Source organism: Marinobacterium sp. xm-g-59, assembly GCF_013283315.1.
Taxonomy (GTDB): domain Bacteria; phylum Pseudomonadota; class Gammaproteobacteria; order Pseudomonadales; family Balneatricaceae; genus Marinobacterium_E.
The window spans coordinates 60,049-81,944 of record NZ_WBYR01000004.1; the positions used below are offsets into that span (position 1 = coordinate 60,049).

21 protein-coding genes are annotated in these 21,896 nt (G+C 50.2%); 12 read left to right on the top strand and 9 right to left on the bottom strand.

Annotation, left to right across the window (positions count from 1 at the left end):
- The first annotated feature begins 98 nt into the window (after positions 1 to 98).
- From XMG59_RS06200 to XMG59_RS06215, 4 genes are read left to right on the top strand one after another with little or no spacing between them, the layout of a single operon-like run.
- On the top strand, positions 99 to 635 hold the full coding sequence (locus tag XMG59_RS06200; RefSeq protein WP_371731459.1) for an FKBP-type peptidyl-prolyl cis-trans isomerase: 537 nt from the start codon (positions 99 to 101) through the stop codon (positions 633 to 635).
- Positions 635 to 1,915 carry a M18 family aminopeptidase gene (locus XMG59_RS06205; RefSeq protein ID WP_173498388.1) on the top strand — a complete coding sequence of 427 codons (1,281 nt, stop codon included), beginning with the start codon at positions 635 to 637 and terminating at the stop codon, positions 1,913 to 1,915. The genes XMG59_RS06200 and XMG59_RS06205 overlap by 1 nt, the downstream gene beginning before the upstream one ends.
- A 12-nt stretch (positions 1,916 to 1,927) precedes the next feature.
- Positions 1,928 to 2,338: a PaaI family thioesterase gene (locus XMG59_RS06210; protein ID WP_173481342.1), complete on the top strand. Its 411-nt coding sequence runs from the start codon at positions 1,928 to 1,930 to the stop codon at positions 2,336 to 2,338.
- Positions 2,339 to 2,377: 39 nt separating this feature from the next.
- Positions 2,378 to 4,549 carry an OsmC domain/YcaO domain-containing protein gene (locus XMG59_RS06215; RefSeq protein WP_173498389.1) on the top strand — a complete coding sequence of 724 codons (2,172 nt, stop codon included), beginning with the start codon at positions 2,378 to 2,380 and terminating at the stop codon, positions 4,547 to 4,549.
- A gap of 8 nt (positions 4,550 to 4,557) precedes the next feature.
- On the opposite strand, the gene XMG59_RS06220 is transcribed toward XMG59_RS06215, so the two are convergent.
- The 4 genes from XMG59_RS06220 to XMG59_RS06235 form a co-directional block, all read right to left on the bottom strand.
- Complete coding sequence (locus XMG59_RS06220; RefSeq protein ID WP_173498390.1) at positions 4,558 to 5,430, bottom strand: MBL fold metallo-hydrolase; 873 nt, start codon at positions 5,428 to 5,430, stop codon at positions 4,558 to 4,560.
- A 2-nt stretch (positions 5,431 to 5,432) separates the two neighbouring features.
- Positions 5,433 to 6,419, bottom strand: a complete 987-nt coding sequence (locus tag XMG59_RS06225) for an aldo/keto reductase (RefSeq protein WP_173481339.1) — start codon at positions 6,417 to 6,419, stop codon at positions 5,433 to 5,435.
- Positions 6,420 to 6,559: 140 nt separating this feature from the next.
- Positions 6,560 to 7,060, bottom strand: a complete 501-nt coding sequence (tpx, locus tag XMG59_RS06230; RefSeq protein ID WP_173481338.1) for a thiol peroxidase — start codon at positions 7,058 to 7,060, stop codon at positions 6,560 to 6,562.
- 157 nt (positions 7,061 to 7,217) lie between these two features.
- Complete coding sequence (locus XMG59_RS06235) at positions 7,218 to 8,399, bottom strand: acetyl-CoA C-acyltransferase family protein (RefSeq protein WP_173481336.1); 1,182 nt, start codon at positions 8,397 to 8,399, stop codon at positions 7,218 to 7,220.
- Between the two features lie 121 nt (positions 8,400 to 8,520).
- On the opposite strand from XMG59_RS06235, the gene XMG59_RS06240 reads away from it, so the two are divergent.
- Complete coding sequence (locus XMG59_RS06240; protein ID WP_173481335.1) at positions 8,521 to 9,171, top strand: HAD family phosphatase; 651 nt, start codon at positions 8,521 to 8,523, stop codon at positions 9,169 to 9,171.
- A 42-nt stretch (positions 9,172 to 9,213) separates the two neighbouring features.
- Here XMG59_RS06240 and XMG59_RS06245 read toward each other — a convergent pair whose 3' ends face one another.
- Together XMG59_RS06245 and XMG59_RS06250 are read right to left on the bottom strand one after the other, a co-directional pair.
- On the bottom strand, positions 9,214 to 10,671 hold the full coding sequence (locus XMG59_RS06245; protein WP_173481334.1) for an MFS transporter: 1,458 nt from the start codon (positions 10,669 to 10,671) through the stop codon (positions 9,214 to 9,216).
- A gap of 8 nt (positions 10,672 to 10,679) precedes the next feature.
- Entirely contained in the window at positions 10,680 to 11,423 is a 744-nt protein-coding gene (locus XMG59_RS06250) for a FadR/GntR family transcriptional regulator (protein ID WP_173498391.1), read from the bottom strand.
- A gap of 222 nt (positions 11,424 to 11,645) precedes the next feature.
- On the opposite strand from XMG59_RS06250, the gene XMG59_RS06255 reads away from it, so the two are divergent.
- From XMG59_RS06255 to glcF, 4 genes are read left to right on the top strand one after another with little or no spacing between them, the layout of a single operon-like run.
- Complete coding sequence (locus tag XMG59_RS06255) at positions 11,646 to 12,074, top strand: heme-binding protein (RefSeq protein WP_173481332.1); 429 nt, start codon at positions 11,646 to 11,648, stop codon at positions 12,072 to 12,074.
- 30 nt (positions 12,075 to 12,104) lie between these two features.
- Entirely contained in the window at positions 12,105 to 13,616 is a 1,512-nt protein-coding gene (locus XMG59_RS06260; protein ID WP_173498392.1) for an FAD-linked oxidase C-terminal domain-containing protein, read from the top strand.
- Entirely contained in the window at positions 13,609 to 14,673 is a 1,065-nt protein-coding gene (gene glcE / locus XMG59_RS06265) for a glycolate oxidase subunit GlcE (protein ID WP_173481330.1), read from the top strand. The genes XMG59_RS06260 and glcE overlap by 8 nt, the downstream gene beginning before the upstream one ends.
- Before the next feature lie 11 nt (positions 14,674 to 14,684).
- Positions 14,685 to 15,893 carry a glycolate oxidase subunit GlcF gene (glcF, locus tag XMG59_RS06270; protein WP_173484634.1) on the top strand — a complete coding sequence of 403 codons (1,209 nt, stop codon included), beginning with the start codon at positions 14,685 to 14,687 and terminating at the stop codon, positions 15,891 to 15,893.
- A gap of 56 nt (positions 15,894 to 15,949) precedes the next feature.
- Here glcF and XMG59_RS06275 read toward each other — a convergent pair whose 3' ends face one another.
- Together XMG59_RS06275 and XMG59_RS06280 are read right to left on the bottom strand one after the other, a co-directional pair.
- On the bottom strand, positions 15,950 to 17,179 hold the full coding sequence (locus tag XMG59_RS06275) for an MFS transporter (RefSeq protein WP_173483086.1): 1,230 nt from the start codon (positions 17,177 to 17,179) through the stop codon (positions 15,950 to 15,952).
- Positions 17,176 to 17,955: a trimeric intracellular cation channel family protein gene (locus XMG59_RS06280; RefSeq protein ID WP_371739685.1), complete on the bottom strand. Its 780-nt coding sequence runs from the start codon at positions 17,953 to 17,955 to the stop codon at positions 17,176 to 17,178. Before XMG59_RS06280 ends, XMG59_RS06275 begins: the two co-directional genes overlap by 4 nt.
- A gap of 34 nt (positions 17,956 to 17,989) precedes the next feature.
- Between XMG59_RS06280 and XMG59_RS06285 the strand changes: the two genes are divergently transcribed.
- The 3 genes from XMG59_RS06285 to XMG59_RS06295 are packed head-to-tail and all read left to right on the top strand — an operon-like array spanning position 17,990 to position 21,125.
- Positions 17,990 to 19,402 carry a phosphomannomutase gene (locus tag XMG59_RS06285; protein ID WP_173484317.1) on the top strand — a complete coding sequence of 471 codons (1,413 nt, stop codon included), beginning with the start codon at positions 17,990 to 17,992 and terminating at the stop codon, positions 19,400 to 19,402.
- Positions 19,403 to 20,188 (top strand): 2-oxo-tetronate isomerase, encoded by a 786-nt coding sequence (gene otnI / locus XMG59_RS06290; RefSeq protein WP_173498393.1) that lies wholly within the window; start codon positions 19,403 to 19,405, stop codon positions 20,186 to 20,188. It abuts the gene before it with no gap.
- Positions 20,181 to 21,125: a 2-hydroxyacid dehydrogenase gene (locus XMG59_RS06295; protein ID WP_173498394.1), complete on the top strand. Its 945-nt coding sequence runs from the start codon at positions 20,181 to 20,183 to the stop codon at positions 21,123 to 21,125. The genes otnI and XMG59_RS06295 overlap by 8 nt, the downstream gene beginning before the upstream one ends.
- Here the strand turns inward: XMG59_RS06295 and XMG59_RS06300 are convergent.
- Complete coding sequence (locus XMG59_RS06300) at positions 21,122 to 21,895, bottom strand: sulfite exporter TauE/SafE family protein (protein ID WP_217362073.1); 774 nt, start codon at positions 21,893 to 21,895, stop codon at positions 21,122 to 21,124. The two genes, XMG59_RS06295 and XMG59_RS06300, sit on opposite strands and share 4 nt — an antisense overlap.
- Position 21,896 lies beyond the last annotated feature (1 nt).

Consider the following 21,896-nt stretch of genomic DNA (forward strand, 5'->3'; position numbering starts at 1 on the left):
AAAATCGCAATAAAAGTAAAAATCTAATAGAGAGCAGTTTAGGCCAGCTCTCCTCATGATGTAAAATAACTTTCTTTTACTACGCGGGAGTGGTTGCGGTGGTTTTGCGAATTGCGGGTTTAGCGATTTTTTCTTTGATGTTGGCCGGTTGTGATAGCGCCTCTGACCGTGACGAGATCGAAGATAAAGAGGCGTTTCGAAAAGAGCTAATAGAGAAGGCACTGAATGACGATACTCGCAAAGCAGGGGAGGCTTTCCTAGCTGAAAATCGTCAAAAGCCGGGTGTGATTGTTCGTAAGTCGGGACTGCAGTACCGTGTCATTTCCGAAGGACAGGGCAAGCAGCCAGAGTACGACAGTGTTGTACTGGTTGAATATGAAGGTCGCCGTGTCGATGGCGGTGTCTTCGATAAGACCGAAGCCGGAAAGCCGATCAAATTCCCGCTCAATCAGGTGATTAAAGGTTGGCGAGAAGGCTTGGGGTTAATGAAAGAGGGGGCTCAGTATGAGCTCTACATTCCTGCTGACTTGGCCTACGGCGCGCGCAGTCCCAGTCGTGAAATTCCACCCAATTCAGCTTTGATATTTGATGTTAGGTTAATAGAAGTACTCGAGAAGGGTGCGGAGAAACAGTAATGGAACAAGAGCGTTTTAACCAAGATCTACTGACCTTTTTAGCAGATAGTCCAACCCCTTTTCATGCCACGCAGCAGATGGCAGATCGCTTAAGTCATGCTGGCTTCAAAGAGCTGTTGGAACACGAAGCCTGGAATCCTGTCACTGGCGAGAGTTACTTTATTCGTCGTAACGGTTCATCGATCATCGCTTGGCGTCATACCGGCAACTTTGATGCAGGATTTAGAATGGTGGGCGCTCATACCGACTCACCCTGTCTTCGCGTCAAGCCGACGCCAGAGCTATACCGACAAAACTATCTGCAGCTTGGCGTTGAAGTCTATGGCGGAGCGCTGTTGAACCCCTGGTTTGATCGCGACTTGTCATTGGCTGGTCGAGTGACCTATCGCCAAACCGATGGCTCTTTAGACAGCTCGCTAATCGATTTTAAAGAGGCGATCGCGACGATTCCAAGTCTTGCGATTCACCTAGACCGCGAGGCCAATAAAGATCGAACGGTTAACCCACAACTTCACCTCCCTGTACTGCTAGGCCAGGCGGAACAGAAGCATGATTTCAGAGCCTTATTGAAATCTAAATTGCTTGAACAGGGGGTGACAGAGGTCCAGGAGGTTCTAGATTACGAACTCTCTTTCTACGATGTTCAAACGCCTGCAATGGTGGGATTGAACAGAGAGTTTATCGCCTCAGCTCGCTTGGATAATCTGTTGAGCTGTTTCATCGGTTTGCAGTCTCTACTCGACAGTGATGGTCAGCAGGCCGCTGTTTTGGTCTGTACCGACCACGAAGAGGTAGGCAGTGCGAGTGCCTGTGGTGCTCAAGGCCCAATGTTGGCCCAGTGGCTAGAGCGACTCTTGCCGAACAACGAAGAGCGTAACCGTGTGATTAGCCACTCCATGATGATCTCCGCCGATAATGCCCACGGTGTGCACCCCAACTATGCCGATAAACATGACGAGAATCATGGTCCGCTGATTAATGCAGGACCGGTCATCAAAATTAACTCTAATCAGCGCTACGCCACCAACAGTGAAACCAGTGCAACCTTCCGCGCCATTGCGCAGGATGTAAATGTGCCAGTACAGAGCTTTGTGGTTCGATCTGATATGGGGTGTGGTAGCACGATTGGTCCGATTACCGCATCGGAAGTCGGTATTCGTACTGTGGATATCGGCTGCCCGCAATTTGGTATGCACTCAATTCGTGAGTTATGCGGCAGTCAGGATGCACACTCACTCTATCTGATTCTGCAAAACTACTACGATAAAGCCAGAGTGTAAGAGGGTTTAGACGTGTTACAAACGGTTCAAGAGCTGAATGATTTTTTAACAAACCACTTTCCGCAAGGTGAAGGCTTTGGTGCCGTTGAAGAGGCGGGAGATGGTTGGGTATTGATGCGATTAACGGTTGAAGATAGTCATTTGCGTCCAGGTGGTACGGTCTCAGGTCCAACCATGATGGGGATGGCGGATGTGGCCATCTGGTCTGCGTTGCAAACTAAGATTGGCCCATCGCCGATGACCGTGACCGGTAACCTAAACATCAACTTCTTAAGTAAGCCTAAGCCCGTTGATATGTTGGCACGTGCACGTGTACTTCGCGTTGGTCGAAGAAACGGGGTTGGTGAGTGTTACATCTACTCGGGTGATGAAGATTCGATGGTGGCGCACGTTACAGCAACCTATTCGATACCGGCAAAGTAAGGCCTTTAAAACAGACTCAACGACAAGGATTGGTCGATCATGGAAATTAAAGTTAACTACCTCGATAACTTACGCCTAGAAGCGAAGTTTGACGACTTCACCGTGATCGCCGATCAGCCCGTTCGCTACAAAGGCGATGGCTCAGCTCCCGGTCCATTTGACTACTTTTTGGCTTCATCAGCGCTGTGTGCTGCCTATTTCGTAAAGGTCTACTGCGAAGCGCGAGGCATCTCTACCGATAATATCCGTCTTGCTCAGAACAACATTGTCGATCCTGAGAATCGTTACAAACAGATCTTCAAAATCAGTGTTGAGTTGCCAGAAGATCTCAGTGATAAAGATCGCACCGGTATCCTTCGCTCCATTGAACGTTGTACCGTGAAAAAAGTCGTGCAAGAGGGTCCTGAGTTCCAGATAGAGGTCGTCGACAGTCTTGATGAGGATGCCCAAGCTCTACTAGCGATTGCTACCGACAGTGAAACCTTCATTGAAGGTAAAGACGCGCCACTTGAACAGACCATCGTAAAGATGACACAGATTCTTGCTGATCTGGGGATGAAAATAGAGGTAGCCTCCTGGCGCAACATTGTCCCCAATGTCTGGTCGCTGCACATTCGTGATGCGGCCTCTCCTATGTGTTTTACCAACGGTAAAGGGGCCACAAAAGAGGCAGCACTGGCCTCTGCATTGGGTGAGTTTTTAGAGCGTCTCTCCTGTAACTTTTTCTACAACGATCAGTATTTTGGCCAAGAGTTGGCTGAAGCAGAGTTTGTCCACCGCCCAGATGAATGCTGGTTTGAACTGACGGAAGAGGATGATATCCCAGAGGGGTTATTGGATGAGTACACTCTTGAGATCTACGACCCTGATCAGGATTTAAGTGGCTCTAACTTAATCGATACCAACTCTGGTAATGAGGATAGGGGGATCTGCGCTCTACCATTCCAGCGTCGATCGGATGGTGAAACGATCTACTTCCCATCGAACCTGATTGAAAACCTCTTTTTGAGTAACGGTATGAGTGCCGGCAATACCCTTGAAGAGGCTCAGGTTCAGTGTCTTTCTGAGATCTTTGAACGTGCGGTTAAACGTCAGATTCTTGAGCAGGAGATTGCGCTTCCCGATGTGCCCTCGCTGGTGCTTGAACGCTGGCCGGGTATTGTGGAGGGCATCAAGGCGCTAGAAGAGCAGGGCTTTCCTGTTTTGGTTAAAGATGCCTCGTTGGGCGGTCAGTTCCCAGTCGCCTGTGTCACGCTAATGAACCCTAAAACGGGCGGTGTGTTTGCCTCGTTCGGTGCCCACCCCAGTCTGCATGTCGCTATTGAAAGAAGCCTGACTGAATTGCTGCAGGGCCGCAGCTTTGAAGGGTTAAACGACCTGCCACCACCGACCTTTAACTCACATGAGCTGACTGAACCGAATAACTTTGTTGAGCACTTCATCGACTCCAGTGGTGTTGTGAGCTGGCGCTTCTTCAGTGACGCCTTTGATTACGAATTTGTGGATTGGGATTTCTCAGGTACCAACAGAGAGGAGGCTGACAGGCTGTTTGGTATTCTGGAGTCGATGGGTAAAGAGTCCTATCAAGCGAACTATGATGACCTGGGTGTACCGGCGGTTCGAATACTGGTTCCAGATTACTCTGAGGTCTATCCCGTTGAAGATCTGATTTGGGATAACACCAATAAATCACTGGAGTTTCGCGAGGCGATTCTCTGTCTGCACGAGTTGTGTGATGAAGACCTAGAGGAGTTGCTGGTTCGTCTAGAAGAGAGCGAGCTGGATAACTACACTGATATCCGCACGTTGATCGGCATTGAGTTTGATGAGAACAGCGTCTGGGGGCAGCTCACCATTCTTGAACTAAAACTGCTGATTCACCTAGCACTGGGTCAGTTACCTCAGGCTAAAGAGTTGGTTGAGGCCTTCTTGCAGTACAACGATAACACCCTAGATCGCGCGCTGTTCTATCGTGCAATGGATGCTGTCATTGAGGTGGAGTTAGATTCAGATATGGCCCTTGAGCACTATCTCAACAACTTTACCCGCATGTTTGGTAAAGATCGGATTGAGGCTGTGGTTGGCTCGGTGAATGGAACAATTCGTTTCTATGGTCTCGAGCCAGTCGGTATGGAATTGACTGGATTAGAGCGCCATCAACGACTGATACAGAGCTATCAGAAACTGCATCAATGGCGTGCCTCTAAATAGTTAGGCCCTCAGTTACTGAGAGCGCTAACCTGTTTACTGGTCTGTTCAACCGAGTACTTGCCTTTAGCACCCTTGGTCACACGGCCTATCGCTACAAAAGGGTCGTGTACAAAGAGTAAACGTCCACCCCGACTTTCAAGCCCTTCAAGCAGTTGTCGTTTCTCATCAATCAACTGCTCTGGGAAACGGTCATAGCCCATGGTGATGGGGAGATGAACCCAGGCGCTGCCGGGAATAAGATCCCCAGGGTAAACGACCGGTCCCTCTGGCATCTCGACTTCTGGCAGTATTTGGCCGGGTGTATGCCCTGAGCTCTCATGCAGTGTCCAGCCATCTCCCAGTGTTGCTGACTGTTGGCCCTCAGGAATGATCTCTAATCGACCTGACTCCTCCAGCAGTTTGATCAACATAGGTATGTAAGAGGCGCGATCACGAGCATGAGGGTCGTTTGCGCGCTGCCATTGGACTTCACCGACTAAGTATTTCGCATTTGGGAAGAGCAGGTAAGGATCCTCACCCTCTTGCCACTCAGACAGTAGCCCGCCTGCGTGGTCAAAATGGAGGTGGGTCAATAGAACAATGTCGATCTCTTCGTGGGAGACACCTGCAGCCTGAAGATTTTTGATCAGGCAGTGCTCTTGCTCTTGAATACCGTAGCGATCTTTCATCTCAGGGCTGAAGAATGCGCCAACGCCAGTCTCAACCAAGATGTTACGTTTTGGGCTGCTCTCCTGAACCAGCATGGCGCGGCAGGCTAAGGGAATACGGTTAAGCTCATCAGGCTCTATCCAGCGTTGCCATAACGCGCGAGGCGCATTACCAAACATTGAACCGCCATCCAGCTTCTGTGTATTCCCCTCTATCGAGGTAATGCTACGCATGATTAAGCAAACTCTTCGGTGTCGATCTCAGTTTGTTGACCGGCACTATAGCGCTCACCGGCCACGGTATCGCGGTTAATGAGTTGTTCTAACTCATTAACAATGTCGCTACTCAGTGTGACATCGGCTGCGCCTAGGTTGTCACGCATGTGCTCGACAAAGCGAGTGCCTGGAATCGAAACAATCGAGGGATCCTTTGCACGGATCCAGGCCAGCGCTAATTGCGCTGGGGTACAGCCAGCACGCTCAGCAATGGCAACATAGTCACTCAGTAGCGCTCTGTTCTGTTCAAAGTTCTCTGGGTAGAAGCGTGGCATGGCACGGCGAATGTCTTTTTCAGCCAGTTCGTCCAAGTTGTCGATTGTGAGACTTAAAAAGCCACGTGCCAGTGGGCTGAAGGCGACGAAGGTAACGTCTAGTTCACGGCAGGCGTCGAGAACCGCGATCTCTGGGTTGCGAGTCCAAAGTGAATACTCAGTTTGGATAGCGGCAACGGGGCACTCTTTATGGGCGGCTCGCAAGGTGTCAGCTGACATTTCTGAAAGACCGTAGCTCGCAATTTTACCCTCTTTGATAAGGTCAGCCATGGCGCCTGCACTCTCTTCAATTGGAACGTCAAAGTCACGACGGTGCAGGTAGTAGAGGTCGATTTGATCTGTTTGAAGGCGTTTTAAGCTGGCTTCACACTGTGCTTTGATGGTTTCAGGGCGGCCGTCTAGTGCTTTACCTTTTTCAGGGTCGATGTAGAGAACACATTTTGATGCCAAAAAGATCTCATCGCGGACCGACTTGAGCGCTTCGCCAACAACTTTCTCATTTTTGCCGCCACCGTATAAGGTCGCCGTATCAAAATGGCGGTAGCCCATCTCAAAGGCTTCACGAAACCCTTTGATCGCCTCGTCATCTGATACCGGGGTGTTGTAGGCGTGTGACATGTTCATACAACCCAAACCGATTGGGTTATTGCGTAGCATCTCAAGTTTGCTCATGAAAAATCCTTAAAAATGAGTCAATTTGTACAGAAGATTAACAAGTTAGTGCGGACGAGTGAACTCGAAAAGGGGAATTAGGTATTCGAAAAAAGAAAAACGATTCGGTGCCAGAATGGACTCTGGCACCGTTATTGAGGTTAGGCTGTTGCAGCGTTTAGAGCGGCATCGTAGTTAGGCTGTTGCGCAATCTCTGGAACCAGTTCTGAATGCAGTACTTTGCCATCACGAATCACCACAATGGCTCTAGCCAGAAGCCCACGCATACCTGAATCGATGATTTCGACGCCAAAGCTTTTACCAAACTCTGGGTTACGGAAGGTGGATGCATTACTGACCCTCTCTAGACCTTCGGCACCACAGAAACGTGCTTGTGCAAACGGTAGGTCTGCTGAGACATTAATCACCTCAACGCCATCATGACTCGCCAACTGCTCATTGAACGTGCGGACTGAGGTGGCACAGGTTGGAGTATCGATGCTCGGGAAGATGTTCAATACAACCGTTTTGCCTGCAAGATCAGATAGAGAGAACTCAGACAGGTCGGCTGCCGTGAGTGTAAAATCTGGACAGTCGCTCCCAGCAGCAGGAACATCTCCATAGGTATGTAAAATATCTCCGCGTCGCGTAATTTGAACCATGTTATTACCTCATTATATAGAGTGATTTAGTTATAGGTATACTCATTACGCTAGCGGCAGACACTTGGATTTAATTACTCAGAAGCAGTGATCGCCTCGATTGAAAATTGCCCCAAAAAAAACCGGCTACTGCCGGTTTTTTTTAATGTTCCAACGATTAGATTCGTTCGAAGATGACAGCGATACCCTGACCACCACCGATACACATGGTTACTAGCGCGTATTTGCCACCAGTACGTTGCAGCTCGTGAATCGCCTTAGTCGCGATGAAAGCACCGGAACAGCCAACAGGGTGGCCTAATGCAATAGCGCCACCGTTCGGATTGGTTTTGTCTGCAGGAAGACCTAGACCTTTAGAGACTGCAATCGCTTGAGCGGCAAAGGCTTCGTTAGATTCGATCACATCCATATCATCAATGGTTAGGCCGGCACTCTCTAGTGCGGCTTTTGATGATGGGATAGGGCCTTCACCCATGATGTGGTTAGGTACACCGGCAACCGCGTAAGAGACGATCTTAGCGATAGGTGTCTCACCGTTTGCTTTAGCGGTTTCAGCATCTGCAAGCACAAGGAAGGCTGCACCGTCATTGATGCCTGAAGCATTACCTGCTGTAACAGTACCGTCTTTCTTAAATGCAGGACGCATGCCGCTCAGTTTTTCTGCGGTCGTACCTGGTTTAGGGTGTTCGTCCGTATCAAACACAGTTTCGCCTTTGCGAGACTTCAGTGTGATTGGAACGATCTGATCTTTGAATCGACCTTCATTAATCGCTACTTCAGCACGACGTTGTGACTCTGCCGCGAACGCATCTTGCTCTTCACGAGAGATGTTCCATTTTTCCGCCAAGTTTTCAGCCGTGATCCCCATGTGACCAGCGCCAAATGGATCGGTCAGAACGGACACCATCGCGTCAATCATGCCAGTATCACCCATGCGAGCACCGGTACGCATAGCAGGTGCCATGTAAGTACCGCGTGACATCACCTCGACACCACCGCCAACAGCATAGTCGCATTGACCTAGCTCGATCTGTTGAGCACTGGATACCACCGCTTGAAGGCCTGAAGCACATAGGCGGTTAACAGCCATCGCAACTGAGTTCATAGGTAGACCTGCCTGGATAGAGGCAACACGTGCAACGTAGGGGTAGCGTGATTCTGTTGGAATACAGTTACCAACCGTCACGTAGTGGATCTTCTCGGGATCCGCTTTAGAACGTGCAACCGCCTCTTTCATAACAGTGCCCGCTAGCTCTGCTGGCTCCATAGAACTTAGGCTGCCACCAAAAGCACCGATTGGTGAACGCATTGCGCTTAGAACAACTACTTCACGTGTCATCTGCATATCTCCTTATGCACAATTAATTTTGGTATTCCGACAATATATAGGGTTATCGCTACAAATACATGACCAAGTCGACTAATTGATAGTTATAATCAAGAAAAAATTTGAGGTGTTTATGTTTGTTCTTTTCGATATGGATGGCGTGTTGGTCGATTCCGAACCGCAGTGGAAGCTTGTGGAACAGGAGGTGTTGGCTAAGTTTGGTATCCATATGGAGATCGAAGAGCTCAAAAAACACGCCGGCGCAACGACCTTTGATTTCATGACCAAGATGAACCGTCTCTACCCAGAGAAAGGCCTAGTGGTTGAAGAGATGGTTGACCAAGTCATTTCGGAGATGGAAAAACGGTTGGTGACACTGCCGTTGATGAAAGGGGTAATGGCATTCATCGACCAGCTTCAAGCCGATGCCGTTCCAATGGCGATTGCCTCCAGTTCGGCGATTAGATTGATTGAAGCGGTGATTAAGACTCATAACTTACCGATTACTGTCTATGCCTCAGGCTCAGAGATTGGACTATCTAAACCTCACCCCGAGGTGTTCCTACAAGCCGCGAAACGGATCGGTGCTGATCCTTGGCAAGTGCTCATCATCGAAGACTCTGTCAATGGAACGATTGCCGGTAAAGCAGCTTCGATGTCGGTGGCTGTTGTGCCGGAGAGTTTCCCACCAAGATCTGAATTGTCGATTGCGAATCATGCCTTTGAATCGATGACCGATCTGCATGATTATTATCGTCAAGGTGGGTTTAGCTACCTAGGCTAATTTTAGGGAGCCTACGAATAGGTCCATGACATCTCAGGCTCCCTAGGGTTTCTGTGAAGAGGCTTCCTCTGCCTGTGCTTGAATAGCCTCTTCATGGATATCGAAACTGTGCTCAGACTTCTGTTCCGCCAAGCCCTCTAATGGCTCCAGAGTTTCATCGGTCAGTGAGTCGCTCTCAACTATAGAGTAAACGGGCTGATCCGTTTCATTAACCCCTTGTACCGCCTCAACCACTTCGTCTGGGAATAGCTCTTCAATCGCAGTGTCGGGTAGATCCTCGGTACGAGGGTCAAACTCTGCAATGACCTGTGTTTCTGGCATCGCAGGGATAAACTGCTCCTGCTCTTCGATCGGTACGGGTGGTTTTTGTACCTGTCTGAATAGTGTAAACACGACCAGCATCAGCAGAATAACCACGAATCCCAAGAACAACGAACCGGGTGCAAAAGAGCCCAGTAGCATTGAGCCTAACAGTGGCCCTGCAATACTGCCAAGGCCATAGCTCAGCATCAGTGTCGAGGAGGCGGCAACACGCTCCTCACTGCGAATCAAGTCGTTGGTAATCGCTACCGCTATTGAGTAGATCGCCGCAATCATCGCCATGAACAGTGAGGTCGAAAGAATCAGCAGCACAAACTGATCAGAACCAAACAGTGATGCTCCCAGAGCTGCTAGAGCTGCGACGAGGGCGGTTGCCGTTAACACTTTGCTTCGTGTGACGCGGTCACAAAGCCAACCAATGGGCCAAGCGAACAGCATCGCGCTCATAACCGATATCGACATCAAGGTAGCAATTTGATCCGTTGCAATGTCGCTCAATGTGGCATAGAGCGGAACCAGTGCGTAGAACGAACCGATCAACAGCCCGCCACAAAATGCTGAAAAAAGCCCCAGCGCCGATTTACGCCAGAGTCGCTGCAGTGACATGAACTCTGCAGTCTCTAGGGGCGGTGATTGAAGGCGTGACGCAGAGAGAGGGATGACGGCTGCGATCAGTAGAAGCCCCGCAATGATGAAGGCTGTGGATATTTGCAGGCCAGAGGAGTGGCCGAGAATGACCTGCCCTGATGCTGCCGCTGAATAGGCTGCAATGGTGTACAGAGAGAATAGGGTAGCGCGGTTGTTGTCGCTAGCCACGGCGCTAAACCAACTCTCTATCGCAATGAATAGACCAGCAACGCTGAACCCGCCGATAATCCTGAGTAGACTCCAAACCCAAAAATCCTCAGCGAAGGGGTAGAGCAGAGCGGCCATCGCGGCAAGACTGGCCAGTGTCGAGAATGCCCGAATGTGTCCCACTCTGATCAGCAGCCGTTGAGCAAAGATTGAGCCAATCACAAACCCGATAGAGTAGAAGGTCATGATCCAACCAATCTCGGTTGGCGGTGTATTCGCCATACCCAAACGAACGCCAATCAGCGACATCAAATAGGCATTGCCAGACGCTACAAGCATCAGGCTCATAAATAGAGCCAGAAGAGAGATGAATATTAAGCGCATATTGGGAGTTACTTGCCAGAGGTGGAGCTTTGAAAATCGTTTAGCCGCTTCATTTCGACATCAAACAGCACTTTTAAGGCCTCTCGCACATGTCGAACGTGGTCCATGGCAGCCGATCGAGCCCAGGCCGATTGTCCTGTGGTCACTGCCTGGTAGATTTCGCTGTGGTGTTTATCGACCACCTGCTTAAAGCCCCCTTTCTGGTTGAAGTTTCTAACAGCCTCTTGAATGCTAATCAGCGTCAGATCCTTCAAACTTGACAAGGTGTGTATCAATACCGAGTTGTGGGATGCCTCGATCACGCGTCTATGAAACTCATGGTCCAAGTTGGCATCCCAATCGGGGGCTACCGACTCCATCTTCTTGAACGCCTCACGAATGCGATACTGATCGCGAGCGGTCGCTCGTTGTGCGGCTAGAAAGCAAGCTTGCCCCTCCAGCTGTTCACGGACCTCAAGAATTTCCAGTACAGCCTTGGGATCCTGACCAAACAGATTGATCAGAGCGGACTTGTTTTCTGAACTGGTGACCGCGCAGGAGACAAATGATCCTCTACCGTGGTGCGTTTCAATGATCCCTTTACCCGAGAGTGTATGCAGTGCCTCTCGAACAATGGTACGCGACACACCTAGACGTGCAGAGAGGGATCGTTCAGACGGGATCTTGCTCTCCGGTCCTAACTCACCATCAGCAATCAATTTTTGCAGATATTGAGTGACTTCATTAACAGCGCTGCTTGCAGATTGGCTCATCTATTTCGCATCTCGGTATGGATTGGTCAGACCAGTTTTCCACGCCATCAATTGAAACGCAAGCCCCATCTGGGTTTGAATGCATAAACGTTTCATCGAGTGAGTGACCATCAAATCAGTGGTTTGATTTCAAGTGGTCATACCAGTAGACAGCTGCGTAAGTTTTTGTGACAGCATCGCTCTATTGGTCTGTCTACTACTCCAATTTAAGAGGTTGAACTTATGCTCGAACTGAAACGCTTAGATATTGAAGATGCTCGTCTGTTAATCGAAGGGGCTCGAAACCGAGCTAATGAGATTGGTGTACCTATGTGTATCGCGATAACAGATGAGTCAGGGAATTTGATCGCTTTTGAACGTATGGATGGCGGTAAAACCACCAGTGTAACCATCGCTCAAGACAAAGCCTACACCGCAGCGGCTGCTCGCAAAGCGACGCACGAGTACAACGCTGCATGTACACCCGGCTCGTTGGTGTTTGGTATTCACACCTCGATGGGTGGACGTCTGTGTGTTGTGGGCGGCGGTTATCCCGTGGAGTCAAATGGACAAGTAGTTGGTGGCATCGGATTGAGTTCTGGTACACCAATGCAGGATATGGAGTGTGCTCAAGCTGGTATAGAGTACTGGCAACAGCAGACTCAACAATAAAAAGTACCCAGAGTGGGGTCGGAGATCAGTATGCAGAGTGCAGTGGCTAGCCCGGATCGTGTTGCTAAGCGTCAACGCATTGCTCAGCGATTTAATGAGTTCATTGATTCGCACTACGTCATCAGTGACAGCGAAACGTTAAAGCCTTATGAGTGTGACGGCCTTTCAGCCTATTGCGAAGAGGCGTTGATCGTTGTTTTGCCATCAACGGTAGAGCAGGCACAGAAGGTTCTTAAAATTTGTCACGAAGAGAACATCCCTGTGGTAGCTCGTGGTGCAGGTACCGGTTTGTGTGCCGGTGCTATGCCTCATGGTGATGGCGTGGTCTTATCGATGGCGAAGTTCAATAAGATCCTCGAGATCGATACTGACGCTAGAGCGGCTCGCGTTCAACCGGGTGTTCGCAACCTAGCGATTAGTGAAGCGGCAGGTGATTACAATCTCTATTACGGTCCAGACCCTTCGTCGCAAATAGCCTGCACCATTGGCGGTAACGTGGCTGAAAACTCAGGGGGTGTCCACTGCCTTAAATACGGTTTGACCGTGCATAACCTGTTAAGTGTTCAGTTCCTGACGATGGAAGGTGAGCTGCTAACCATCGGCTCAGAAGGTCTTGATAGCTGTGGTATGGATCTGATGGCGCTGTTCACAGGATCCGAAGGGCTATTGGGTGTGGTCACCGAAGTGCGAGTGAAGCTGCTGCCAAAACCTGAGCGTGCTCAGGTAGTGGTTGCAGGATTCGACTCGGTACCCAAAGCGGGTGATGCCGTCGGTGAGATCATTGCTAAGGGTATCATTCCTGGCGGTCTTGAGATGATGGATGGCTTTGCCATTAAAGCGGCTGAAGATTTTGCCAAAGCGGGCTACCCCGTCGATGCTCAGGCTCTATTGCTATGTGAGGTCGATGGCACCGATGAAGAGGTGGCGGAGCATATTGAAGCGGTTGAAACGCTGTTTCGTGAACTGGGAGCCACCTCGGTTCGCACATCTCAAAGTGAAGAGGAGCGTGCACGTCTATGGGCTGGGCGTAAATCAGCCTTCCCAGCCGTTGGACGTATTTCACCAGACTACTACTGCATGGACGGGACGATTCCGCGTGGTCAGCTAACGCATGTGCTGCTCGAGATGCAGAAAATGTCAGAGCACTTCGGTCTGCGTGTGGCCAACGTTTTCCATGCCGGCGATGGCAACTTGCACCCACTGATTCTCTTTGATGCGAACGTACCGGGTGAGCTGGAGCGCACCGAAGAGTTCGGTGGCAAAATTCTTGAACTCTGTGTTGAGGTGGGCGGCTGTATCACGGGCGAGCACGGCGTAGGCTATGAAAAACTCCGTCAAATGCCGGCTCAGTTCAGTGATTCAGAGATCGAGCAGTTCCACAAAGTGAAGCGTGCCTTTGATGCCAAAGAGCTTCTTAATCCCGGTAAAGGTATACCGACCTTGAGAAGTTGTCAGGAGTACCGTTCGTTGGATCTTGATCTAACGCCCAATGCTCAGGTTAGCGCCAATAGCAATACTGATGCAGGAGAGTTCCGTGTCTGATTTAACCAATGAATTGATTAGCCAAGTCCGTGATGCGGTTGAGGCTAAAGAGACGCTGGCTATTTCAGCGGGTGGCAGTAAAGCCTTTATGGGACGTCAGATCGAGACGGATCGTACCATCGATGTCAGTGGTCACACAGGCATTGTTAGCTACCAACCGGTTGAGCTCGTTATGACCGCACGTGCCGGTACCAGACTTGCAGAGATTGAGTCTGCACTATCTGAACACAATCAGATGCTGGCCTGTGAGCCGCCACGTTTCGGTGGCAAAGCAACCTTAGGTGGTACATTGGCCGCTAACGTCTCAGGTCCGGGGCGCCCTTGGTACGGATCCATTCGTGATCATGTATTAGGCGTCAGGTTGATCAATGGCGAAGCGGAACAGCTGCGGTTTGGTGGTCAGGTGATGAAGAATGTCGCCGGTTACGATCTTTCGCGTCTGCAAGCGGGTGCGATGGGTGGATTAGGCCTAATGACCGAGATCTCTCTAAAAGTACTGCCTAAACCAGCGACTACCCGCACTTTGAAGTTCGCAATGGATCAAGCCGAAGCGATACAGCGCATGAACTCCATGTCAGGTCAGCCAAAGCCGATTACAGCGGCTTATTGGCACAACGGAGAATTGTTTGTTCGTCTGGCAGGTGCAGCCTCAGCAGTTGATGCGACTGCAAAAATTTGGGGTGGTGATGAACTGGCTCCAGAGGTTGCCTTGGCTCTTTGGGCGGATCTGCAAGATCAGAAACCAGCCCTATTCAATGCGGAAAAAGTCTGGCGCTTCTCCGTTAAGGGCAGTGCGGATGTCCTACCCATCGAAGGGGATTCATTAATCAACTGGGGTGGCGCTGAGCGCTGGTATGCCGGTGATCACAGTTTCGATCGTATGGTGGAGCTAGCAGAGAGTGCTGGTGGACAGGTTTCACTCTACCGCGGAGGTGATCGTACTGACGAGGTACTTCATCCGGTTAATCCATCAATTCAGGCTCTGCAACAACGCATTAAAGCGTCTGTCGATCCGCAGGGGGTATTCAATCCCGGCCGTGCGTTTGGTTGGTTGTAGGAGTCAGTGCAATGAAAACGAATATAGTTCAAACCTTCCTAGCGACGCCCGAAGGACAAGAGGCGGAAGAGATTCTGCGTAGCTGCGTTCACTGTGGTTTCTGTACAGCAACGTGCCCAACCTACCAAGAGTTGAATGATGAACGAGACGGCCCGCGTGGTCGAATCTATCTGATCAAACAGCTGTTGGAGACCGATGAGGTGACCGAAAAAACTCGGACACACCTAGATCGCTGTCTGACCTGTCGTTCATGTGAGACGACCTGTCCATCGGGCGTTCAATATGGACGTCTAGTTGATATAGGTCGTGGCATTGTTGAGAAGAAATTGGATCGCCCTGTTACGGAAAAAGTGGTTCGCTGGGGATTGAAACAGGTTCTGCCTCACGCTAACCGCTTTGGTCCGCTACTAAAAGTAGGTCAGGTGTTTAAACCGATTCTACCTGGCGCTCTGGGTAAGAAGGTCCCGCCTAAACGTAAAGCCTCTCCTTGGCCAGCCAAACGTCATGCTCGAGTTATGATGGCTCTTGCCGGTTGTGCTCAACCCAGTGCTGCACCCAATACCAATGCGGCAACGGCTCGGGTACTGGATAAGCTAGGAATCACTCTGGTTGAAGCACCACAAGCTGGATGCTGTGGAGCGGTGAATTACCACCTGTCGGCACACGAAGCGGGTCTTAATGAGATGCGCAAGAACATTGACGCCTGGTGGCCAGCGATTGAAGGGGGTTGTGAAGCCATTGTGATGACCGCGTCTGGTTGCGGTGCCATGGTTCAGGAGTACGGGCATCTATTAAGAGATGACCCAGACTACGCGGAGAAGGCCAAGCGTGTGAGTGAGCTGACAAAAGATATCAGTGAGGTGCTGCTGGCTGAAGATCTGTCACCACTTGCTCCCAATACTGATGGTGAAAAGATCGCGTTCCACTGTCCTTGTACCTTGCAGCACGCTATGAAACAGAGCGGCTCCGTAGAAAAAGTACTCGAGAAAGTGGGCTTTGATCTGGCCAAGACCAAGGATAAGCATCTCTGTTGTGGTTCCGCGGGCACCTACTCGATTCTTCAGCCGAAGATCAGTCAAAAGCTGCTAGCCAATAAGGTTGAGGCACTGACAGGGGATAAACCGACACAGATCGCTACCGCGAACATTGGGTGTCAGTTACACATTGAGACAGCTTCGCCGGTACCGGTTAATCACTGGATTGAACTGTTGGATCGATAAGATCGCAGTCACTATTAAAGGGGCCTTGTTAGGCCCCTATTTATTTGTCACTGCTTCTATTTTTCAGTTTCGGATTCGGGTGTGACGAGATGATCTCGGTTCCAAAGAGTGGGGTAGAGCGGAATCCAAAGTGCTACCAGCGCGAGGGTGCCAAAGCCACCAAATAGAATGGAGGGGACCGCACCAATCCAGGCGGCAAGTGCACCTGATTCAAATTCACCCAGTTGATTGGAGGTTGCAATAAAGAGTGAGTTAACCGCGCTGACCCGTCCGCGCATCTCATCGGGTGTTTCAACCTGAACCAGTGTTGAGCGAATCACAACACTGATCATATCGGCGGCGCCAAGAACAAACAGAGCGGTCAGCGATACCCACATCACTTCAGAGAAACCGAAGACCAGAGTGCCCAAGCCAAAGACCCAGACGGCCGCATAGAGCCAACGCCCGGAGTGTCGTTGAATCGGGTATTTTGCAAGCAAGAACGACATCGCAACGGCCCCCGCCGCTGGTGCGCTTCTTAACAGGCCTAAACCGACTGAATCGGTCTGTAATATATCGTGCGCAATCATCGGTAGAAGAGCAGTAACGCTGCCGATTAGAACCGCCAGCGTATCGAGCATTAACGATCCCCATACCGGTTTGTTGCGCCAGACGTGGACAAAGCCCTCAAACAACTCTTTGCGACGCTGCTCGCTTCGGTCCCGTTTGATGGCTGTATCTTTCATGCCAAACAGCGTCACAATCGATATTAAGACGAACAGCATGCTAGTGGCATAGAGTGTGCCGGCTCCAAAAATATAGATGACGCCACCTAAAGCCGGACCAATAATTGTAATGGTCTCACGAGCTGAAGCGGTCAGTGTCATCGCTTGGGTCAGAAGCTGGCGCGGCACCAGATTCGGCACCATCGCTTGCCCCGCAGGCATGCTGAAGGTTCTAGAGACGCCCAGCATGAAACAGGCTATGTAGATGATCCCTTCTGTAATGGTCTCAGTGAAACTGGTTAAGGAGAGCGCACCAATGGTGATTAACAGCAGCACCCGACTCCAAATCATCACCTTATGACGATCGTATCGATCGGCCATGTCGCCTGCGTGCAGCGTAAACAGAATCTGAGGTACATAACGCGCCAGACCAACCCAGCCAAGCGCCATAGCGCTTTCGGTCATCAGGTAGACCTGCCAGCCCAAGCCGATCAGCATCATCTGAATCGCCATGCCGGAGGTGAGTTGGCTGGTGAGGAACCGAACAAATAATCCCTGTTTTAATAGCCTGGTGTCACTCACTGGTCTGAATCCTTAGAGGGGTTTCTGGCCTCTTCATGACTCTCTAATCTATGGCCTGCATCAATAAATTTTGGCAGACGCAAATTGCCAAATATGGCGGCCAGTCGGGTTAGAAAAATGACTAACATTGCCAAGTAGGAGAGGAGTATCGGGTCGACGTAACCTTCGCCTAATACAAATACCATCGCACCGAGTATGGTGCAGGTGGCATAGAGTTCGCCGTCGCCACCGCCAAGAATCATCGGGTCTTCATTGGTTAGCACATCACGGATAAGGCCGCCTGCAACGGCTGTGATACAGGCCATCATGACGACCAGTAGGGGCGATAGATCAGCCATCTGGGCCTTTTGCGCACCGATGATTGCAAAAAGTGAGATACCGGCGGCATCGAATATCAGCAACAGTCGGCGCGGGTAGCGAAGATAACGCGCTAAGATAAAGGTCACGAGACCCGCAATCAGTGCCGTTGATATATACCAGGTCTCTTCAAGCCAAAAGATGGGGCCGTTGTTGATGGTTAGGTCACGAATAGTCCCTCCACCTACCGCAGTGACGACGGCTAATACCATGACGCCAAAGATGTCGATGCGCTTACCGGTGGCGGCTAAGGCACCGGTGATAGCAAATACAACCGTCCCTAGAAACTCGGCAGCGAGTAGTGGCTGACTAAACAACAAAAGCCTCCCTTTGCTCTCTATGGATGCAAGCTTATCTGTGCGACAATCGGACTCATATTTATATGGGTCAGTGTTGGTATGAATTGTGCATTCTTTCACTCAAATCATCCATGAGTAAAGGATCTATTTGATTATGAAAATTTCTGAAGCGGGCGTTAAGTTTGGTACCAGTGGCGTTCGAGGCTTGGTCAGTGAGCTAACCAATGAGGTCGCGTACGCCTTTGCTGCTGCGTTTTGGCAAGCGGCAGGTCAAGGGAGTCGTGTTGTTATAGGTCATGACCTGCGTCCCTCCAGCCCGCAAATTACCCGAGCCTGTATGGCGGCCATGAGGGACTTAGGTGTCGAGGTGATTTATGTCGGTGCATTGGCAACACCAGCCGTCGCCTACTACGCGTCTAAGATGCATGCGCCTGCGATTGTGGTGACTGGCAGCCATATCCCGTTCGATCGGAACGGCATTAAGTTTTACAGCGTCGAGGGTGAGATCAATAAGGCACATGAAGAGTCGATCTCATCGGCCGAGGTCGTGCTGCCTCAAATTATTGAGTGTCCAGAACTGCCTGCGATTGATGCTGGTGCTAAGTCGGCTTACCTATCACGCTATGTTGACTGTTTCGGTCAAGATCTTTGTTCTGGCTTGAGGGTCGCTATCTATCAGCACTCAAGTGTTGCTCGTGATCTGTTAAGTGAACTGTTCGAGGCGATGGGGGCAGAGGTGATTGCCCTTGGTCGGACAGAACAGTTTGTGCCGATCGATACTGAAGCGGTGCGTGCAGAGGATATTGAACAGGCTAAGCGTTGGGCGTCTGAGGTTGGATTTGATCTTTTGGTCTCTACCGATGGTGATGCGGACCGTCCTCTCATCGCCGATGAGACAGGGACCTTTTTCCGCGGTGATATTCTGGGTGTCCTCACAGCAAAGGCGGTCGGTGCAGAAGCGGTTGTGACTCCCGTCAGCAGTAATACGGCACTGGAATTAAGCGGTTGGTTTGATCAAACGCTGCGTACACGAATAGGCTCACCCTATGTGATTGCAGGAATGGAGTCGGTTGCAGAGGGTGTTGTTGCCGGTTTTGAAGCGAACGGTGGATTTTTGTTAGGTAGCGATGTTGGACTGAATGGGTCAACGCTTTCAACGTTGGCGACGCGTGATGCTGTTCTGCCAATGCTGGCGGTCATCTACCTCGCCAAACAGAATCAGCTTAAGGCCAGTCAACTGTCGGCCGAGCTGCCAGAGCGATACACCGCATCGGATCGCATTCCAGGGATAGCGACCGAGTGGAGCCAATCGATGTTACAGCGTCTGAATGAGGGACAGCTGCAGTTTGAATCGCTAATGCCTTGGTCTTTGGGTGGTATTCGATCAGTCGATCAGACCGATGGTTATCGTGTCGACTTTGATACTGATACGATTGTCCATCTTCGTCCCTCTGGTAATGCTCCAGAGCTGCGCTGTTATGTCGAGATGAACAGTGAACAGGATGCGACAGAACTCTGTCGTCGGGTACTTAACAAGGTCGAGCAACTGTTTAAGAGTGAAGTATAGATGTTAAATTTTGCTGCTAACCTATCGTTTCTATTTTCAGACCTTCCCTTTTTAGAGCGTTTCGTTGCGGCAAAAAAAGCCGGTTTTGATTCGGTCGAGTATCTTTTCCCGTACGACTATCCTGCGGAACAGATTAAAGACCTTTTAAATGAGTCTGGTTTGGAGCAAGCGCTGTTCAATGCCTCTGCCGGTGATTGGGGTGCGGGTGAACGTGGGCTAGCGGCGCTGGTCGGTCGCGAATCTGAGTTTAAAGCCTCGATTGAACAGGCGGCCTCTTATGCCGAGGTGTTGGACAATCGACGTCTGCACATCATGTCCGGGCTAGCCGATTTTTCCGATCCAAAGGCATTTGAAACCTATCTGAATAATTTAACCTGGGCGGCCGATCAACTGAACTTATCAGGTATCAATGTGTTAATTGAGCCGATTAACAGTCGTGATATGCCAGGCTACTTTTTAACGACACCTGAGCAAGCAGCAGAGGTTATTGAGTTGGCCAATCGCACAAATTTAAAAATGCAGTTTGACCTCTACCATGCTCAGATTATGTGCGGGGATCTTATTACCCGTTTAGAGCGATACTGGCCTCTGATTGATCATATGCAGATCGCATCCGTGCCCGATCGCAATGAACCATCCAGCGGCGAAATCAACTACTCCTACCTCTTTAACTGGCTCGATCAAAAAGGGTATCAAGGATTCATTGGTTGCGAATATCGACCTAAAACAACGACTTTAGAGGGTTTGGGTTGGTTGTCTGACTACAAAAGGTCATCTAATGGATAAAACCAAGGCGCTTCTTGTTGCCGGCATTAGTGCTGAGCTAAAAGGTATGTTGGCGGAGGTGGTTGAACTGGTTCCGCTAAATAAGCAGGGTGATGCGAATCAGTTTTTAGCGGATCAGGGTGCCGATTTTGAATTGGTGGTCACCAGTGCCGGCAAAGGCTGTGCAAACGCATTGATGGAGCAGCTGCCCAATCTTAAAGTGATCTTTAACTGGGGCGTTGGCTACGACAAAGTGGATGTCGAGTTTGCGACTTCGCGAAGCGTTCAAGTGACCAACACACCCGACGTGCTTAACGAGTGTGTGGCGGATATGGCGATTGGAATGCTGATCTCACAAGCGCGCTGTATGGGTGAGGCTGAACGATTTGTTCGTCGCGGTGAATGGCTTAGCAACCCAACACCACCGATGGGGCAAAAAGTCAGCGGTAAGCGCCTGGGTATTGTCGGATTAGGACGCATTGGATTGGAGACTGCTAAGAGAGCCGAGGCGTTTTCAATGCAGATTCGCTATCACAATCGTCATCCACGGGAGGATGTCGACTACGCTTATGAAGCGTCGATTGTTGAGCTGGCAAAATGGTCCGACTACTTGCTTCTGCTCTGTCCAAGTACGCCAGAGACCTATCAGATGATCGATCGAGAGGTGTTACAGGCCTTGGGACCACAAAGTTCGCTGATCAATATCGCCCGCGGTGCGGTGGTGGATCAAAAGGCACTGGTTGATCTTCTGCTGTCCGGTGAGTTGGGTGGTGCGGCGTTGGATGTCTTTGAGAGAGAGCCAGAGGTGCCAGAGGCGCTAATGGATCTGCCTAATGTGTTGCTATTGCCACACGTTGGTAGTGCCACGTTTGAAACCCGAACGGCAATGGCCCAGTTGGTTGTCGATAATGTAAAAGCCTATATCGAATCAGGAAGCCTGGTTACTCCCGTCAATTAGTCCAGTAGGTAAATGCTGGTAAAGAACCAGAGGGTGATGGCTGTGCTGGCAAAAATGATGGCCAGTCTAACCCAGCTGTTTGGAATCCTCTTGGAGATGATGCCTGCTGCATAGCCCCCAATTAGTGTGCCAACCAGTAGTATCAATGTTTCGTTCCAGCTAATCAGATCATTGATTAAGAACAGCACAATGGCACAACCTGAAATGGTCGATGAGTAGAGCAGTTTAAGTGCATTCATCTCATTAACAGAGCGATAGCCTGCTAAGCTGCAGTAACTCAGCAGTAATATCCCCAGTCCTGCATTAAAGAATCCACCGTAGATTGATACGCCAATAAAAAGCAGGGTAAATAACCCGTTTTGTGCTTTATCGATATGGCGATGTTTTTGGCTCCACTTTTGTAATGTCTTATTAAACTGTCCGCCAAAAATAAACAGCAGAGTCGCGAAGAGTAGTAGCCAAGGCACGGCTTTTTCAAATTCGCTGTTAGAGGTTTGTGTTAACAGGTAGGCACCTATTATTCCGCCGATCGCAGAGATAAAAGAGAAGATCAGAAGTTTTTTAGGTGAATCTTTTATCTCTTGTCGAAGCGCATAGGTGCCCGAAAGATAGCCAGCTGTTGCAGCAAAGGTGTTGCTGGCATTGGCGATGACAGGGGGAACCCCAACAGCAATCAGAGCGGGGAATGTGATAAAACTTCCACCGCCAGCAAGAGAGTTTACGATGCCACCTAAAATACCTGCAGCGGCAAGAAATAGAATCTCTTCCAAA